Here is a 15789-nt window from a genome sequence, read left to right as displayed (position 1 = left end):
CCGAGCAGGCTACCGCTCGGAGAGCGCCGCACAGACCTCGGCGACGGCGGTGGGCGCGCCGGCGACGTACCAGCGCCGCCCGGCGGCCTCCACGTGCCGGGTCTCGCCGCCCACCGCGCGGATGATCGCGGCCCCGGGCAGCTCGTCCCACGGCGGCACCGAGTGCTGGCACAGCACGTGCAGGCGCCCGCTCGCGATCGCCATCGCGTCCATCGACCCCGAGCCGAGCATCCGCACCGTCGCGGCGCCGCTGGCCATCCGGGCGAACGCCTCGCCGACCTCGGTGCCGAGGAAGGGCGGGTGCAGGTACGTCGTGAGGCACGCGTCCGCGAGCGGGCGGTCGGCCAGGGGCGCCAGCGCGACGCCGTTCGCGGTCGCCGGCACCCCGGGCCCGCCGACGTACGTCGTCCCGCTCGCGGGGTGGTGGACCGCGCCGAGGAGCAGGTCCTCGCCATCGCGCAGCGCGAGCGCGGAGCACCACCAGTCCAGGCCGGCCACGAAGTTGTAGGTGCCGTCGACGGGGTCGATGACCCAGGTGCGCCCGCTGGTGCCGTCGCGTGCCGAGCCCTCCTCGCCGAGCACGCCGTCGGCAGGGCGCTCCGCAGCGAGGGTCTGGACGACGAGGCGCTCCGCCGCGCGGTCCGCGGCGGTCACCACGTCGGAGACCGAGGTCTTCTGCTCGGCGTCCAGCCCCTCGGCCCGCATGGCGTGGGCCAGTCGACCGGCCTCGGTCACCAGGCGGGCGGCGAGCCCGGCGTCGCGGGCCAGGTCGCTCACGCCGTGTCCCACGCCTCGGCGAGCAGCGCGCGGGTGTCGCCGAGGAGCTGCGGCACCGTCTTGGTGCGCCCGATGACGGGCATGAAGTTCTGGTCGCCGGCCCAGCGCGGGACGACGTGCTGGTGCAGGTGGGCGGCGATGCCGGCGCCGGCGAGGTGCCCCTGGTTCATGCCGATGTTGAAGCCCTCCGCGCCGGAGCGGGACCGGAGCACGGTCATCGCGCGCTTGGTGAGCTCGCCGATCTCGACCATCTCCTCGGGAGTGGTCTGGGTGTAGTCGGCGATGTGACGGTAGGGGCACACCATCAGGTGGCCCGGCGCATAGGGGTAGAGGTTCAGCACGACGAAGGAGTGCTCACCACGGTGCACGATCAGCCCGTCGGCGTCGTCCCCGCGCGGGATCCGGCAGAACGGGCACTCGCCGGACGAGGCGTCGCTGGGCTTGTTCTCGCCGCGGATGTAGGCCATCCGGTGCGGCGTCCAGAGCCGCTCGAGGTCGTCGGGCCGGCCGATCCCGTCCTGGGTCAGGGTCTCCTCGGGCTGGCTCATGGCACCCGATCCTAGGGCGGCGCGCCAGCCGCCAGGCGGCGGGTCAGGGCTTGGCGAGCCACGGCCGCGCGTCGACGCCCGGGCAGGTGACGTTCTGGTCGCGGTCCAACGCGACCCACTGGCTGAGGATCGGCCGCCCGCCCTGGATGGAGTGGTCCCTGCCGCAGCGTCGGAGCGCCTCGGCCCGCGAGGTCTCCCCCGCCGCGCGCCACTCGGGCACCCCGAGGCGGAAGCCGCCGACGATCAGCTCCCACAGGTGGGCGGTGGAGTACACGCCGATCCTGTAGCCCGCGTCGCGGTAGGCGCGGGCGGCGCCCTCGACGACCGCGGCGTTCGCCAGCCGGTCCGGGCTCCACTCCCAGATGGTCACCGGCTCGACGTCGAGCCACACGGCGGGGACCTTGAGCTTGGCCCGCTTCATCGTGGTGAGGTTGGCCCGGCTCTGCGCGTAGCCGACGTTGCGCAGCGCGCCGATCCGCGTGCCCCCGGCGTACGGCCCGTCGTCGCGGTGCTTGCGCAGCTGGGCGGCGGAGGGGTAGCTCACCACGGCGTACGCGCCGAGGAGCATCCCGCGCTCGCGCACCCAGCGGACCTGCCAGGGCAGGCAGGGGTTGCGGGTGAAGCCGGGGCCGTTGGTCAGCCCGAGGATCACGTAGCGCGCCTCCGGCAACGGCATCGGCTGACCCTGGGTGGGACGCTCGGGGATGCCCAGACCCTTGCGGCACTGCGGCCAGCCCGCGTCGGCCCCCAGCAGCGGTCGGCGCGCCTTGGACGCCTTGACCGCTTCCTCCTCGGCCTCCTTCGCCAGGGACTCCAGCTCGTCGGTGTCAGGCCGGTTCGCATCGCCCGGCGCGCCCCTGTCGCGGTCGGACCCGGAGTCCTGCGACGGGGCCTTCGACGCCCCCGCCTCCCGCTCCGCCGGCTCGTCGCCGCCGCTCCCACAGCCGAGCAGGAGCGCCGTCGCCATGACGAGCGCGATCAGCGTGCGGAGCAGCGACATGGCATCCAGCGTAGGTCGCGCACCCGAGGGCCTGCGCTCGTCGCGACGTCGTCGTCCGGGGGTGAGCCGGGTGGTCGTTGCGGGGTGGTCGTTGCGGGGTGGTCGTTGGTCGAGCTCGTCGAGACCCGGCCGACGATTGGTCACGAACGGCACCCCACCAGGCCGGAACGTTGTCGTTGGGGACCAAACGTCGACGCGATGTGGCTGTTGGGGCTGGTGTGGTCGCCCGCCGGGGAGCGACACCAGCCATCCACCCAGGAGAGCAGGCACCGGCCGAGCTGCACGTCGGGTGGTGCTTCTGCGCAACTGCGCCGAAAGGCACCACCCGAAGCACGAACCAAAGACAGCCAGGCTCGATCAGACCTGCTCGCGTGCCTCCACGGCCGCAGTGATCCGCGCGATCGCCTCGGCGACCGGCACGCCGTTGTCCTGGCGACCGTCGCGGTAGCGGAACGACACCGCGCCGGCCTCCACGTCGTCGTCGCCGGCGATCAGCATGAACGGCACCTTCTGGAGCTGGGCGTTGCGGATCTTCTTCTGCATCCGGTCGTCGCTCAGGTCCACCTCGGCGCGCAGGCCGGCGGCCTTGAGCTGGGCCACGATGTCCTTGAGGTAGCCGTCGTGGCGCTCCGCGATCGGGATCGCCACGGCCTGGACGGGAGCGAGCCAGGGCGGGAAGGCGCCGGCGTAGTGCTCGACGAGGACGCCGATGAAGCGCTCGATCGAGCCGAACTTCGCCGAGTGGATCATCACCGGCTCCTGGCGCGAGCCGTCGGCGGCCTGGTAGGCGAGCTCGAAGCGGTGCGGCTGGTTGAAGTCGTACTGAACCGTGCCCATCTGCCAGGTTCGGCCGATCGCGTCCTTGGCCTGCACCGAGATCTTCGGGCCGTAGAAGGCCGCGCCGCCCGGGTCCGGGACCAGCTCGAGGCCGGTCTCCGCGGCGACGTCCTCGAGCACCCGGGTGGCGACCGCCCACTGCTCCTCGGAGCCGATGAACTTGTCGCTCTCGGGGTCGCGGGTGGACAGCTCGAGGTAGAAGTCGTCGAGGCCGAAGTCGCGCAGCACGCTGAGCATGAAGTTCAGCAGGTGCTTGACCTCCTCGGGTGCCTGCTCGGGGGTGCAGTAGGAGTGCGAGTCGTCCTGGGCGAAGCCGCGCACGCGGGTCAGGCCGTGGATGACGCCGGACTTCTCGTAGCGGTAGACCGAGCCGAACTCGAACAGGCGCAGCGGGAGCTCACGGTAGGAGCGGCCGCGGCTCTTGTAGATGAGGTTGTGCATCGGGCAGTTCATCGCCTTGAGCTGGTAGTTCGACCCCTCGAACTCCATCGGCGGGAACATCGTGTCGGCGTAGTGCGGCAGGTGCCCGGAGGTGTGGAACAGCCCGTCCTTGGAGATGTGGGGCGTGCCGACGTACTCGAAGCCCTCCTCGATGTGGCGGTTGCGGACGTAGTCCTCCATCACCCGCTTCAGCACACCGCCCTTGGGGTGGAAGACCGGCAGGCCGGAGCCGAGCTCGTCGGGGAAGCTGAACAGGTCCAGGTCGCGGCCGAGCTTGCGGTGGTCGCGGCGCTCGGCCTCCTCGATGCGGTGCAGGTGCTCCTCGAGGGCCTCCTTGGACTCCCACGCGGTGCCGTAGATGCGCTGGAGCATCTTGTTCTTCTCATCGCCGCGCCAGTACGCCGCGGCGGTGCGCATCAGCTTGAACGCCGGGATCCGCTTGGTGGTGGGCAGGTGCGGGCCGCGGCACAGGTCGGACCAGGCGACCTCGCCCTTGCGGTTGATGTTGTCGTAGATGGTCAGCTCGCCGGCCCCGACCTCGGCGGACGCGCCCTCGGCGGCGTTCTCCGCGTTGCCCGAGCCCTTGAGGCCGATCAGCTCGACCTTGTAGGGCTCGTCGGCGAGCTCGACGAGCGCGTCGGCGTCGGTGGTGACCCGGCGCTCGAAGCGCTGGTTCTCCTTGATGATCTTGCGCATCGCGGACTCGATCTTGACCAGGTCCTCGGGCACGAACGGGGTCTCGACGTCGAAGTCGTAGTAGAATCCGTCGGTGACCGGCGGGCCGATGCCGAGCTTGGCCTCCGGGAAGAGCTGCTGCACGGCCTGGGCGAGCACGTGGGCTGTGGAGTGGCGCAGGATGTCGCGCCCGTCCTTCGACGCGATCTCGACGCCCTCGACCACGTCGCCGTCGACGAGCTCGTAGGAGAGGTCCTTGAGCTCGCCGCCGACGCGCGCGGCGATGATGTCGGGGTTCTCGGAGAACAGCTGCCAGGCCTTGGTGCCCGCCGTGACCGTCATGTCCTCACGCGCGTCGGCGTGGACGAGGACGATCTTGTAGTCGGACACGTGGGTGCTCCCTTGGATCGGCTGGCTCGGTTGGAACGGCTTGAGTCGGTGCGGACGCCCCCGGGCGTCCCCCGCGATCGTATCGAGCGCGTGCCCCTCGTCCCGCATCGGTTTCGCACCCCGGGTCCCCACTTGCGACGATGCGCTCCTCGCGGGCGGTGTCCAGACTCCCCCCATGTCCGCTCCTTCGCGCCGGGTCCCGCTCGTGCTGCTCGCCCTCGCGGTGCTGGCGGCGGGGCTCCCGGCGCTGCTCCCCGCTGCTGGCTCGGTTGCCCGCACCGCCTCCGCCTCCGCCGCCCCGGTCGCGTCGGTCCGGGACACCCCGACGGCGAGCTGGGGCGTGAACGGGCCGGTCTACGCGACCGCGGTGGCCGGGAACGTGGTGGTCGTCGGCGGCAGCTTCTCCGCCGCGATGGGCCCGACCGGCGCGCGCGTGCCGCGCGCCAACCTGGCGGCGTTCTCGCTGCGGACCGGCCGACTGCTCACCGGCTGGCACGCCGACACCTCCGGCCCGGTGCGCGCGCTGGCCACGGACGGCACGTCGCTGTGGGTGGGCGGGCAGTTCACCCGCGTCCGCGGGGTCGCCCGAGCGCGCCTGGCCAAGCTGTGGGCGCTGTGGGGCGCGGTCGACACGTCGTTCCGGGCGAACGCCTCCGGGGGCGCCGTGCTCGCCCTGGAGCACTCCGGGCGCGCGCTGTTCGTCGGCGGCGACTTCTCCTCCGTCGCCGGCACCGCGCGGGCGCGGCTGGCGCGGGTCCGGGCGCGCACCGGCGCCGTCGACACGGGGTTCCGCCCCGCGGTGAACGGTCGGGTGCACGGCGTCGCGGTCACGGGCTCGCGCGCCTACCTCGCCGGGGACTTCACCACCGTCGGCGGTGCGACCCGGCGCGGGGTGGGCGCGGTCGCGCGCTCCACCGGCGCGCTGAGCGGGCCGGCGTACGCCTCCTCGGTCTCGCCCTCGCTCGGCGTCGACGTCTCCGACGACGGGCGGCGGGTCTTCGTGGCCGCCGGGGAGTACGCCAACGCCCTGGTCGCGTGGGACGCCGCCAGCGGAACCCGCCTGTTCCGGCACACCGCAATGGGCGACGTACAGGCCGTCGACGTCGAGGGCGACCGGGTCTACTTCGGGTTCCACGAGGGGTTCGGCGGCGACACCCGGCTCAAGCTGCTCTCCGCGGACGCCGTGACCGGCGAGCTCGACGCCTCGTTCAGCCCCTCGGTCGACGGGTTCTGGGGGGTCCGCACCATCACCGCCACCCCCGACGCACTGGTCGTCGGGGGCGAGTTCTCCCGGGTCGCCGGGGTCACCGCCCGCGGCTGGGCGCGGTTCGGTCGATGACGCCCGCCGTCAGCCGGTCACGGACGCGGCGCGAGCACCCGGCGCATGAAGGTGTCGACGTTGGCGCGCAACCGCTCGACGCGCTGCTCGGGGCTGAGCGTCTCGTGCGGCTGGGCTCGGTCGGGGCGGCGGATGCCGCGGGCGTAGAGCGAGCAGGCCAGGTCGGCGCACAGGTAGGTGCCGACGGTGTTGCCCGCGCGACCGGCGGCGCCGGCCCGCGGCGCGACCATCAGCGCCATGTCGGTGCTGGAGTGGGTGGTGAGGCAGAAGGCGCACATGTTCTTGCGCCCGCCGCGACCGGCCCCGTTGCTGATCCGCAGCACCACGCCGACCGGCCCGGCGTCGCCCGGCACGACCAGGTAGGCGCTGTCGGGCGCGCCGGCGTCGCGCCACCCGAGGAAGTCCAGCTGCTCCCAGCGCGAGGCCGGGACCGCCTTCGGCAGCGGGAGCCGGCTCGCCTCGCCCTTGGTGCAGTTGACGAACGAGCGGCGGATCTCCTCCGAGGTGAGCGGTTCCATCACCCCAGCCTCCCATCCGTCGCCGGCCTCACCCCGGGCGGTCCGTGTCCTGGCGGGCCAGCACCGCGCGGAACCGCGGCGCGAGGGTGAGGGCGTAGGTGCGGGTGATGTGGTTGGTGTCGCGGTAGACGAGGGTGTCGCCGCGCACCGGCGTGCAGACGCGGTCGCGGCACACGCCCCGGCGCAGGTCGAGGAGCTCGGCCCCGTCGATGCCGGCCAGCGCCGCCTTCTCCACGCGTACGCCGCGGCGCGCGGGGACCAGGCAGTCGGCCACCCGTCCCGTCTCGACCAGGCAGGACGGCGGGCTGACCCGCGCCGCCGGCAGGTCGGCCACCATCAGCACCGGCACGCCGGCGTCGGTGAGGCGCTGCACCGTGCTGCGCAGCCCGGCGACCACCGCTTCGCGGGACGCCCGGGCGTCGAGCTGCTCGCCGCTGCCGCGGTCCACGACCCGGACGTTGTCGCTGGCCATGCCCAGCACGACCAGGTCGGGGCTCGCCTCGACGACCTCGTCGAGGATCGCCTCGCGGAAGGTGTCGCACTCCTCGAAGGCACGCCCGAGGGCCCGGTCGAGCTTGGTGACGTCGGCGACCGGGCAGGCGCTCTTGGTCCACGACCACAGCTGCCAGCCCTCGGCGCGGGCGGCGACCTCGAGGCCCGGGAAGACCTGGACGGCGTGGCTGTCGCCGAGCAGCACCACGCTGCGCTCGCCCTCGGCGTCGCCGAAGCCGCAGGCGCCGAGGTCGCCGAGCTCGCTCGCCTCGTAGTCCAGGTCGCAGCCGCGCTGGCGCATCGAGAAGACGTCGCTGGCGGCGACGGCGGGGTTCGGGACCAGCGTCACCGTGCGGCCGTCGCGCAGCTCGACCACGCCGTCGGTCCGCGCGGCAGCGAGCACCGTGACCGGCACGGCCACCAGCGCGACCAGCGCGCCGCCGAACGCGATCGAGCGCCACGGGCGCACGACGAGGAGCCGCGCGCGGCGCAGCGGCTGCTCGACCAGGACGTAGGAGCCCCAGGCCGCGAGCAGCGAGAGCGCCACGGCCAGCACCCGCCACGGCCAGCTGCCGTCGCCCACGGCGTACGGGAGGATGACCAGCACCGGCCAGTGCCACAGATACCAGGAGTAGGACAGGTCGCCGAGCCACTGCAGCGGCCGGATCGACAGCGCGCGGCTGAGCAGGGTCGGGGACCCGGAGGGGCCGTCGGTACCGCCGGCGATCAGGGCGAGCGCCGCCAGCGACGGCAGCAGCGCGAGGAAGCCGGGGTAGGCGAACCCGCCGGCGCCGCTCTCCTCGAGCGCGACCAGCGCCACGGCGTACCCGGCCAGGCCGGCGAGGCCGAGGCCGACGCGGGTGCGGCGGCCCAGGCGCAGCAGCGGCACCGCGGCGGCCAGCAGCGCACCCATACCGAGCTGCCAGGCCCGGGCGGGGGTGCCGAAGAAGGCGTAGGGCTGGCTCACGCCGGTCTGGTGCAGGCACCAGGCGAAGGAGACGACGACCACCAGCGCGAAGACCAGCAGGTACGCCGTGCGCAGGTGGCGGCGCAGCCCGGCGCGGGCGACGAGCAGCCCGATCGCGACGACCAGCAGCGGCCACACGACGTAGAACTGCTCCTCGACGCCGAGGGACCAGAAGTGCAGCACCGGGCTCGAGGTGCGGTCCTGGGCGAGGTAGTCGGTCTGCTGCTGGGCGAAGCGCCAGTTCGCCGAGAACAGCGCCGACCAGCCGATGTCGTGGGCGATCGAGCGCCGGTCGAGCACCGGCATCCACAGCGCCGCCGCCAGCCCGGTCGCCAGCAGCACGAGGGTCGAGGCGGGCAGCAGCCGACGCGCGCGCCAGGCCCAGAACCCGCGCAGCGAGACCGTGCCGGTGCGGGCGTGCTCGGCGAGCAGCAGGCTGGTGATGAGGAACCCGGAGAGGACGAAGAAGAAGTCCACGCCGACGAAGCCGCCGCTGATGCCGGGCATCCCGGCGTGGTAGGCCACGACCGCGAGGACGGCGAGTGCGCGCAGTCCCTGGATGTCGCCGCGGTGAGTGCCCGTGCTCGCCTGGCTCACCGTGCCGTCCGTCCTGCCCGGGTGCCCGGGACCTCGCAGGGGCGACCCCGTCGAGGTGACCGGGATCACGCGATGTCAGTGCGAGCAGCATGCAAGCAGCCCGCACCGCGTCCCCGGCGCCGCCACGCCGGGGACCGCGCGGGCGGCCCGGCCGGGCGAGGGTCAGGCGATGACCGCGTCGATCGTCTTCTTCAGCGCGCTCGGCTGGGCCGGGCTGCGCGGCGCCTTCTCCCGGGCCTCCGCCATCTCCGCCCCGATCTCCTGGAGCACCTTGCGGCCCAGCGCCTCCCGCACCTGCGGGAACCACTCCTCCTCTTCCTCCTCGATGTGGTGACGCACGTTCTCGATGAGGACGGTGGTCTTGGCGGTGAACCGCTCGTCGGTGGGCTGCATCCCGGCCAGCTCCATGACCAGGACGTCGGCCACGTGGTGCTCCTCGTAGGACTCCAGCACGTCGTCCTCGAGCTCGGGGACCAGCTCGCGCACCCGGGGGTACATCACCTCGTTCTCGATGTAGGTGTGCACGGTGAGCAGCTCGATGATCCGGTCCACGATCCTGGCCTTGGTCTTGTGGGCCTCCTCGCCGGCGGCCTCGAACTCGCGGAAGGCCCGCAGGATCAGCTTGTGGTCGTCCTTGAGCATCACGATGGCGTCAGTGGACACAGGGTCTCTCCTCGGTGGTGGGTGTCGGGGCGGGTGTCGCGGGGCCGGCCGTGCGCGAGGCGCGGGCGCGGAGGTAGGCAGGCTCGCGCAGGCGTCGTACGACGTCGTACTGGCGCAGGCCGGGGACCTGGTGGCGGACCGGGTCGAAGGAGATCGCGCGGTCCTCGCCGGCGGCGGGCTCGCGCGGCCCGGGGGCCAGGCGCAGCTCGGCGAAGCGGTGCCACGGCCCGCTGGGACGCGCCCAGCGCAGCTCCCATGCCTCCGTCGCCCCGCCGGGGGCCGCGGGGGCGGCGCCGAGGCCGAGCAGCACCGGGCCCCCGGCGGTGGCGTAGGGCAGCAGCGTGGTCATCGGCCGGCTGTCGGGGTGCCGCCCGCCGGTGAGCAGGAAGCGCGTCAGACGACCCCAGCCGGTGCTCGCGAACAGGAGGTCGCCGGGGCCGGCGGGGCCGGGCACCCGGACGGCGATGCCGTGGATGTCGGGCAGCGGGGCCGGCAGCCCGACCGCGCGGGACAGGCGCACCCGCACCTCGTCCTCCCCCGGCTCGTCGAGCCAGGCGACGCCACTGCGCACCGCGGAGCCGGTGCGGCGGATCCGCCCCGGGCGTACGTCCCCGTCGGGGTGCAGCGGCTTGCGCGCGGGACGCACCGCCGCCAGCGCCCGGGTGCCCGCGGCCAGCACGGCACCGCCGGCGCCGGCCGCGGCACGGGTGAGCTGCTCGGTGTCCATCGGGGCCTCCTGTCCGCGCGACTGGTACCCCGCGCCCGAGGCGGGGACACCGCACGGACGGGTGAGGTTCCGGCGGGGCGTGCCCGGGGCCGGCTACGGCTGGATCGACCCCTCGCCGCGCAGGCCGTGGTCGATGCCCCACAAGATGGCCTGCGGCCGGCTGCTCACGCCGATCTTGCGGTACGCCGTGCGGATGTAGGTCTTGATCGTGTTGACGCTGAGGAACGAGCGGGACGCGATCTCGTCGTTGGTGAGGCCGCGGCAGATCATCCCGAGGATCTCCCCCTCGCGGGGGCTCAGGCCGTGGGCGCGCCCGGGCCAGTCGGGCATCGTGGTGTCCTCGGCGTCGACACCTCCTCCTCCGCCTGCGCTGTCCGGAGGCACGACCGTCACCTCGGCGCCCTCGTGGACCTCCACCAGCCGCTCGGCCAGCTCCTGGCCGCTGACCCCCTTCCCGATCCAGCCGACGGCGCCGTGCTCGAGCGCGACCTCCGGCGGGTAGCTCTCCCAGCTGTAGACCACGATCTTGGCCCGGGGGTTCGAGTCGGCGACGGCCTGCAGCTTCTCGTCCTTGCCGGGGAGGCGTCCGAAGGTGTCGAAGAGGATCACGTCGGCCTCGGGTACGAAGTCGGTGCCCGTGGATGCCTCGACCACCTCGACCTTGTCGGCGTGCGGTGCCAGCAGCGCTCCCAAGCCGCGCAGCACCAGCTCGTAGTCGTTCGACAGTGCGACCTTGACCGGCTTCATGCGGTCCCCTCCCTGCGGGGCGTCCGGCCCGGCGTCCCTCGCCGGGTCCTGGCTCCTGCCCCGTTGATGTCGTCCCTGCCGGCGCCGTGGGCCCCGGTCCGCGGGGCCCGTCCTGTGCCAGCATGGTGCGCATGCCAGTACCCGGTGCGGGCGAGGAGGATCAGATGGCGCCGGTCACCCGACCCGCTCGCGCCCCTTGGGAACGCACCGTGGTCGCCGCGGTCTACCTCGTCGGCGCCGGGGTGCACGTCGGCATCGTGGCCTCCGACCCCACGACGTACGCGCCCTTCGCCGGCGACGCGCTGTTCGGGTTCGTGCGCACCGGATGGCGCGACGTCTTCATGGACGACCCGCGCCTCTGGGGGCTGCAGCTCGCCGCCGGCGAGGCGCTGCTCGGCGTCCTGCTGCTCATCGGCGGGCGGGTCGCGGCCGTGGGCTGGGCCGGGGTCCTGGGCTTCCACGTGCTGCTCCTGCTCTTCGGCCTCTGGGCGTGGTGGTACGCCGTGCCCGCGCTCGCCGTCCTCACCGTGCTGGCCGCGCGCGACCGCGGATGGCGGCTGGGCTGAGGCCGGGGGTGCGGGTGTTCCCGCGCACCCGCCCGCCGCCGGCTCCGGCCCGCCGCCGTCAGGCACGACGTCCCGTTGTCGTGGGCAACGGTCCCGGCCGCCGCGGTCCGTTCGGCCCTGTCCGCGGTGGCGCGCCAGCGGCGACGGTGAGGCGACTCCGGAGGAGGACGCGCGATGAGCACCTACCGCTACCCCGTCCATGTGACGGGAGACCTCGACGAGCCGCTCAGCCGCTGGCTCTGGCTGGTGAAGTGGCTCCTGGCCATCCCCCACCTCGTCGTGCTGTTCTTCTTGTGGGTCGCCTTCGTGGTGCTGACCGTGGTGGCGTTCTTCGCCATCCTCATCACCGCGCGCTACCCGCAAGGCATCTTCGACTTCAACGTCGGCGTGATGCGCTGGAGCTGGCGGGTCTCGTTCTACACCTACTCGGCACTGGGCACCGACCGCTACCCGCCGTTCGCGCTGCGCGACGTGCCCGACTACCCCGCCCACCTCGACATCGACTACCCCGAGCGGCTCTCCCGCGGCCTGGTGCTGGTGAAGTGGTGGCTGCTGGCGATCCCGCACTACATCGTCGTCGGGCTGATCGTGTCCGGGACCAGCTACGTCGCCACCACTGCCAGCGGCGGCGAGGCGACCGTGTCCACCCCCGGCCTGGTCGGGGTCCTGGTCTTCTTCGCCGGGGTGCTGCTGCTGTTCACCGGGCGCTACCCGCAGCCGCTGTTCGACCTGGTCCTCGGTCTGAACCGCTGGTCGCTGCGGGTCTCGGGGTACGTCGCGCTGATGACCGACGTCTACCCGCCGCTGCGCCTCGACCAAGGTGGTCGCGAGGACGACGGCGGTCCGCCCGCCGCCCCTGCGCAGCCGACCTCCAGCGACCCGGCCTGGACCGATCCCGGAGCCGGGGCGCCGCCGTACCCGCCGCACACCTGAGGGCTGGGTCAGGGTGGGACCAGGGCTGGTCCCGATGGGCCAGGTCGCGCGGATCGGGCAGTCTGGGCCCATCACCGCCACCGACCGGAGGAACGCCTCACATGTCCGACATCCGCTCCAGCCTCGCCCGTCAGGGCCTCGTCCGCCCCCGCCAGGACCGGGTCATCGCCGGCGTCTGCGCCGGCCTCGGGCGCCGCTTCGGCCTGTCGCCGTGGATCGCCCGGCTGCTGTTCGTGCTGGTGCTGATGATCATCCCGGGCAGCCAGCTGCTGATCTACCCGGTGCTGTGGATCCTGATGCCGAACGAGTGAGGCCCGGCGGGTGACCCTTGGCGCCGACGCACCGACGTCCGGCTCGGAGCCCGTGGGACTCAGAGGCCGGGCGGCGCCCGGACGACCGCGACGTACCGCGGGGCGTGCACGAGCACGCCGTGGGGCACGTCGAGGTCGAGCAGCCCGAAGATCGAACGCCTGACGTGGTGACCGAGCACCACCATCTCCACCGACGCGGCGGCATGCGTGAGCGCCTCGTCGGCCAGCCCCCGGCGCAGCCTCAGCACCACCTCGACGTCCGGGAAGCGCGGGCGGAACCGGTCCGCGACCTCGCGGAGCTGGGCCCACAGCGCGTCGTACCCGCCCTCGCCCTCGGCCACGTCGCCCTCGGGCCCCGCCTCGAAGAACGTGAGCACCAGGGTCAACGGCGTACGTCGCAGCGACGCCTGGTGGAAGGCCCACGCCACGGCCGGGTCGGAGCGGTCGGTCGCGTCGGTGCCGACCAGGACCCCCTCGCCGGAGTCCTCGGGCGGATGCGGCCGGCGTACGACGACCGGGCAGCGGGCGTGCTGGGACAGCGCGACCCCGACCGAGCCGAGCAGCAGGCTGCTGACCGGGCCCCGCCCGCGCGAGCCCACCACCACCAGGTGCGCGTGCTCCGCCGCCTCGAGCAGCGTCACCCGCGGATCGGTGAGGACCAGCTCCGAGCGCACCTCGAGGTCCGGCTCCCGGGCGGCCACCGCGGCCGCGCTGCGCTGCACCAGGGCACGACCCTCCGCCCGCACCGCGGCCATGACCATCGCCGGGTCGACCTCGTCCCCCGTCAGACTGGCCAGCCCCGCAGCGTGGATGATCGTGAGCGGCCGCGCCTCCAGCGCCGCCTGGGTGGCCGCCCAGGCGAGCGCCTGCTCGGCGTCCTCCGAGCCGTCGACGCCGACCACGACGGCGCCGGCACACGTGTCGATCAGGGACATCGGGATCTCCTGTGGCTCGCGGACGGGACGGATGGTGCTCCTGGGCGTCGATGCTCCCGTGCCGGGGGCCCGGGGCGTAGGGGCGAACGGCCCTGTTCTGGCCGCCGTCGATCCGCGAGGGTGGCCGGGCGGAGAGGAGCAGCCGATGAGCCAGTCCCCCACGAGTCGTCCGGCCACGATCCTGCTTGCGGTGAACGGGGTGGACGACCACGGTCCCGGCGTCGCCTTCGCGGCGCAGGAGGCACGGCGCCGTGGCGCCGGCATCCACGTCGTCCACGTCGTGACCCCCAGCTTCCCCGGCATGCCGGTGACCTCCGACGTCGGGCTGGACGGCGAGGAGATGCGCGTGCTGGGGTCCTCGGCGGTCGAGCACTGCCAGGAGGCGGTGCGCGAGGCGCTCGCGGGCGCCGACCTGGCGGTCACCGGCGAGGTGCTGCACGGCCGGGTCGCCGCGACCCTGGTCGAGAGCAGCCACGACGCCGAGCTGGTGGTCCTCACCCGCACCCATCCGCGTCCGGTCCCCGCTCTCAGCGCGATGTCGGTGGTGCACGGCGTGGCGGCGCGCGCCGACTGCGCGGTCGCCGTGGTCCCCCGGGAGTGGGAGTCGGCCCGGGAGGACGCCCCGGTGGTCGTCGGGGTCGAGGGGGCCGAGGAGTCCGGCGAGATGGTGCGCGCGGTGCTCACCCGCGCCCGGCGCTCCCCGACGCGCGTCGAGCTGGAGCACGCCTGGTGGTACTCCGATGCCTTCGACACCCTGGTCTTCGCCGGCGATGAGGGCGAGGCGGAGGCCCAGCGCCAGCGCGAGCGCCTCGAGATCGAGCTCGGGCCGCTGCTCAGCGAGTTCACCGACGTCGAGGCTGCCCTGGTCATCACCCACGCGCCGCCCGCGCAGGCGCTGGTCGCCGACTCCGAGCGCGCCCGGCAGGTCGTGGTCGGCCGTCACCACCCGGCGCTGCCGCTGGGTTCCCACCTCGGGCCGATCACCCGGGTGGTCCTGCGCGAGGCGATGTGCCCCGTCGTCGTCGAGACCGGCGTCGATCCCTCGATCCCCAGGCCCGGCCGCCACGCCGCGCGCGGCTGAGCAGGCTCGACTGCTCGATGCCGCCATCGTCTTCGCGCCGGCCGCCGAGCTGGTGCCGGTGACGCTCACCGCGGTGGACCGCGGTGGACCGCGGCGGGAGCGTGGTCCTGGCCGGCATCCACATGAGCCAGGTGCCGGCACTCGACCACCAGCGCCACCTGTTCCTGGAACGGAACCTACGCACCGTCACCGCCAACACCCGCCGCGACGGCGAGGAGCTGCTGGCGCTGGCGGCGCGCCTCGGCATCCGCCCGCACCTGACGACGTACCCCTTCGAGCGCGCCGACGAGGCGCTGCGCGACATCGCCCGCCGGGGCATGGGCGGCTCGGCCGTGGTGACGTTCGACTGAGCACGGGCCACCGACCTCCCGATGTCAGGCGCGGACCCGGCGCAGGAAACCGAGGAGGACTGCCACCGTCACGGCGCACAGGACGCCGATGGGGGCCAGCAGCCCCCAGCCCGCCTCACGGCCGCGCGCATCGGCCACGAACACCGTGGCCAAGATCGGCAGGCAGGTCAGGGCGAGCCACACGAGCTGGCCGGCGGCGGTGACCATGCCCAGCGGGTGCCGGCGGATCAGGAGGACCCCGCTCACCACCACCGCGGGCAGGAAGAAGGCGAGGTCGAGCACGTGCACCGGGTTGGTGGGGACGTTCCAGTCACGCGCGCTGCGAGAGGGGCGTCCCGCCGCGAGGTCCGGGACGATCTCGCTGAGCCACAGCAGCACGAAGAGCGACGCGACCGCGACGAGGAAGCTCCCGGGCAGCGCCATCGACCGCCGTATGAACCGTGCGCGGACCGCCGCGGAGTCCAACGCGGCCAGGGTGCCGATGAGGGCGAACAGCGACAGCCCGAGCACGGCGACCCAGAGCAGGAACAGGGGTCCGAAGTGGATGGAGAACGCATAGATCGCGTAGTTGTAGACCGTGAATCCCTGGAAGCCCACCAGGCAGAGCCAGGACCGCAGGGACCCACGTGACGCCGCGAGCGCCGTCGCCGCCATCAGCGGAGCGACCAGGACGAGGTTGACGAGGTCCTGCGCCGCTGCGGAGTCGGCGAGAGCCGCGGTCTCCTCGCCGTAGACCGCTTCGGGCGCCCAGAGCCCCACGACGCTCCCCGCTGCGGCCAGCACGGCCGCAGCGAGCGACAACCACAGCCATGGCCTCGGCAGCCGCTGCGACCCGTCCGTGGGGTGGTCCGGTCCCACCACCGCGCCCGCGAGCCCAGCTTCCACGGAGCGGTGC

General features: G+C 73.7%; 17 protein-coding genes. 6 read left to right on the top strand and 11 right to left on the bottom strand.

Annotated elements, in window-relative coordinates; translation table 11 throughout:
* Window positions 1-9: 9 nt before the first annotated feature.
* The 4 genes from HOQ23_RS08815 to thrS all read right to left on the bottom strand — a co-directional run bounded on the left by HOQ23_RS08815 (window position 10) and on the right by thrS (window position 4620).
* Window positions 10-777: an inositol monophosphatase gene (locus tag HOQ23_RS08815; RefSeq protein WP_367650429.1), complete on the bottom strand. Its 768-nt coding sequence runs from the start codon at window positions 775-777 to the stop codon at window positions 10-12.
* Window positions 774-1325 carry an HIT domain-containing protein gene (locus tag HOQ23_RS08810; protein WP_172213824.1) on the bottom strand — a complete coding sequence of 184 codons (552 nt, stop codon included), beginning with the start codon at window positions 1323-1325 and terminating at the stop codon, window positions 774-776. Before HOQ23_RS08810 ends, HOQ23_RS08815 begins: the two co-directional genes overlap by 4 nt.
* A 43-nt stretch (window positions 1326-1368) precedes the next feature.
* Window positions 1369-2325, bottom strand: a complete 957-nt coding sequence (locus tag HOQ23_RS08805; protein WP_172213822.1) for a hypothetical protein — start codon at window positions 2323-2325, stop codon at window positions 1369-1371.
* A gap of 357 nt (window positions 2326-2682) precedes the next feature.
* Entirely contained in the window at window positions 2683-4620 is a 1938-nt protein-coding gene (gene thrS / locus HOQ23_RS08800) for a threonine--tRNA ligase (protein WP_172213904.1), read from the bottom strand.
* A 223-nt stretch (window positions 4621-4843) separates the two neighbouring features.
* Here thrS and HOQ23_RS08795 point away from each other — a divergent pair, with 223 nt between their 5' ends.
* Entirely contained in the window at window positions 4844-6007 is a 1164-nt protein-coding gene (locus HOQ23_RS08795; protein ID WP_172213820.1) for a hypothetical protein, read from the top strand.
* A 17-nt stretch (window positions 6008-6024) separates the two neighbouring features.
* On the opposite strand, the gene HOQ23_RS08790 is transcribed toward HOQ23_RS08795, so the two are convergent.
* From HOQ23_RS08790 to HOQ23_RS08770, 5 genes are all read right to left on the bottom strand, one after another.
* Window positions 6025-6525 carry an FBP domain-containing protein gene (locus tag HOQ23_RS08790; protein ID WP_172213818.1) on the bottom strand — a complete coding sequence of 167 codons (501 nt, stop codon included), beginning with the start codon at window positions 6523-6525 and terminating at the stop codon, window positions 6025-6027.
* Between the two features lie 28 nt (window positions 6526-6553).
* Window positions 6554-8581, bottom strand: coding sequence for an acyltransferase family protein (locus tag HOQ23_RS08785; protein ID WP_172213816.1), 2028 nt, complete (start codon window positions 8579-8581; stop codon window positions 6554-6556).
* 162 nt (window positions 8582-8743) lie between these two features.
* Window positions 8744-9244: a hemerythrin domain-containing protein gene (locus HOQ23_RS08780; protein ID WP_172213814.1), complete on the bottom strand. Its 501-nt coding sequence runs from the start codon at window positions 9242-9244 to the stop codon at window positions 8744-8746.
* Window positions 9234-9971, bottom strand: a complete 738-nt coding sequence (locus tag HOQ23_RS08775) for a hypothetical protein (protein WP_216653916.1) — start codon at window positions 9969-9971, stop codon at window positions 9234-9236. Before HOQ23_RS08775 ends, HOQ23_RS08780 begins: the two co-directional genes overlap by 11 nt.
* A 93-nt stretch (window positions 9972-10064) precedes the next feature.
* Window positions 10065-10718 (bottom strand): response regulator transcription factor, encoded by a 654-nt coding sequence (locus HOQ23_RS08770; RefSeq protein WP_172213812.1) that lies wholly within the window; start codon window positions 10716-10718, stop codon window positions 10065-10067.
* A 131-nt stretch (window positions 10719-10849) separates the two neighbouring features.
* Between HOQ23_RS08770 and HOQ23_RS08765 the strand changes: the two genes are divergently transcribed.
* The 3 genes from HOQ23_RS08765 (at window position 10850) to HOQ23_RS08755 (ending at window position 12528) form a co-directional block, all read left to right on the top strand.
* A complete protein-coding gene (locus HOQ23_RS08765; protein WP_216653915.1) occupies window positions 10850-11284 on the top strand; it encodes a hypothetical protein in 435 nt (144 codons plus the stop codon).
* 174 nt (window positions 11285-11458) lie between these two features.
* Window positions 11459-12217, top strand: a complete 759-nt coding sequence (locus tag HOQ23_RS08760; RefSeq protein ID WP_172213810.1) for a DUF4389 domain-containing protein — start codon at window positions 11459-11461, stop codon at window positions 12215-12217.
* Between the two features lie 101 nt (window positions 12218-12318).
* Window positions 12319-12528 carry a PspC domain-containing protein gene (locus HOQ23_RS08755; protein WP_172213807.1) on the top strand — a complete coding sequence of 70 codons (210 nt, stop codon included), beginning with the start codon at window positions 12319-12321 and terminating at the stop codon, window positions 12526-12528.
* 59 nt (window positions 12529-12587) lie between these two features.
* On the opposite strand, the gene HOQ23_RS08750 is transcribed toward HOQ23_RS08755, so the two are convergent.
* Window positions 12588-13463 carry a universal stress protein gene (locus HOQ23_RS08750; protein ID WP_172213805.1) on the bottom strand — a complete coding sequence of 292 codons (876 nt, stop codon included), beginning with the start codon at window positions 13461-13463 and terminating at the stop codon, window positions 12588-12590.
* A 145-nt stretch (window positions 13464-13608) separates the two neighbouring features.
* Here HOQ23_RS08750 and HOQ23_RS08745 point away from each other — a divergent pair, with 145 nt between their 5' ends.
* A complete protein-coding gene (locus HOQ23_RS08745; RefSeq protein WP_172213803.1) occupies window positions 13609-14544 on the top strand; it encodes a universal stress protein in 936 nt (311 codons plus the stop codon).
* A gap of 83 nt (window positions 14545-14627) precedes the next feature.
* A complete protein-coding gene (locus HOQ23_RS08740) occupies window positions 14628-14894 on the top strand; it encodes a hypothetical protein (RefSeq protein WP_172213801.1) in 267 nt (88 codons plus the stop codon).
* Window positions 14895-14918: 24 nt separating this feature from the next.
* Here HOQ23_RS08740 and HOQ23_RS08735 read toward each other — a convergent pair whose 3' ends face one another.
* Window positions 14919-15677: a hypothetical protein gene (locus HOQ23_RS08735; RefSeq protein ID WP_172213799.1), complete on the bottom strand. Its 759-nt coding sequence runs from the start codon at window positions 15675-15677 to the stop codon at window positions 14919-14921.
* Between the last annotated feature and the right edge of the window lie 112 nt (window positions 15678-15789).

This window comes from Nocardioides sp. zg-DK7169 (assembly GCF_013155365.1).
Classification (GTDB): domain Bacteria; phylum Actinomycetota; class Actinomycetes; order Propionibacteriales; family Nocardioidaceae; genus Nocardioides.
This window is presented reverse-complemented; position numbering and strand designations above follow the sequence as displayed.